This window comes from Corallococcus sp. AB030 (assembly GCF_003668965.1).
In the GTDB taxonomy this organism is placed as follows: domain Bacteria; phylum Myxococcota; class Myxococcia; order Myxococcales; family Myxococcaceae; genus Corallococcus; species Corallococcus exiguus.
On sequence record NZ_RAWQ01000476.1, the window covers coordinates 1 to 751 of the forward strand.

The window sequence follows — 751 nt, forward strand, 5'->3', positions numbered from 1 at the left end:
CGGACTGACAGGCCGTCACACCGGCCCCCGCCCGCTTTTGACAATTTGTCCGGACGTCCTGTCCCGGCTGTCTCCCTGGTCGGGGCCCCGTCCTATTCCGAAATAATTTCAAGGACTTGGCCGTAAGTCGTGGGTTTGACGCCCGCCCAGCGATGGCACCTGCCTTGCTCAAGGTCCCATCTGGGGCTGGCTTTCTCCCGGAAGCGTGATGGAACTCTTCTTTCGCAAGTACTTCTGGAGCGTGAACCTGTTGTTCATCCTGCTCGTCGCCCTGCTGGCGGCGCGCACGGTGAACCTGTTCGTCGAATCCTCCATCTCCCCCGCGCCCGCGTCCGAGGCTCCCGCCCGCGTCGCGCAGCGCACCCACGCCGCGGACAGCGGCCTTGCCACCATCGACGCGGAGCGCCTGTCGCGGCTCACCGGCGTGAAGCTGCCCGCGGAAGAGGTCGCGGTGAGGGAGCCGCCCACGTCGCCGGAGTTCGACGCCAACGCCCCGCCGGCCAAGAGCGGCCTGCGCGTGAAGCTGCTGGGCACGCTCGTCGCGGCCAACCCGGACTGGTCCTTCGCGTCCATCCAGGACATGAACACGCAGCGTTCGCAGACGTACATGATCGGCAACAACCTGATGGGCGCCACCGTCATGGAGATCGAACGCGAGCGCGTGATCATCAACAACAACGGCCGCCGCGAGTTCATCGACGGGCAGCCCGGTGACGGCGCCGTCGCCGCCTACACCCCGCCTCCCGTCGCC

The 751-nt window shown here is 67.1% G+C and carries 1 protein-coding gene; it reads left to right on the top strand.

The window, feature by feature from the left end; all coding sequences use genetic code 11:
• Positions 1-208 precede the first annotated feature (208 nt).
• Positions 209-751: type II secretion system protein N (locus D7Y15_RS43680; RefSeq protein ID WP_304988701.1), on the top strand; the 543-nt coding region annotated here is incomplete at its 3' end.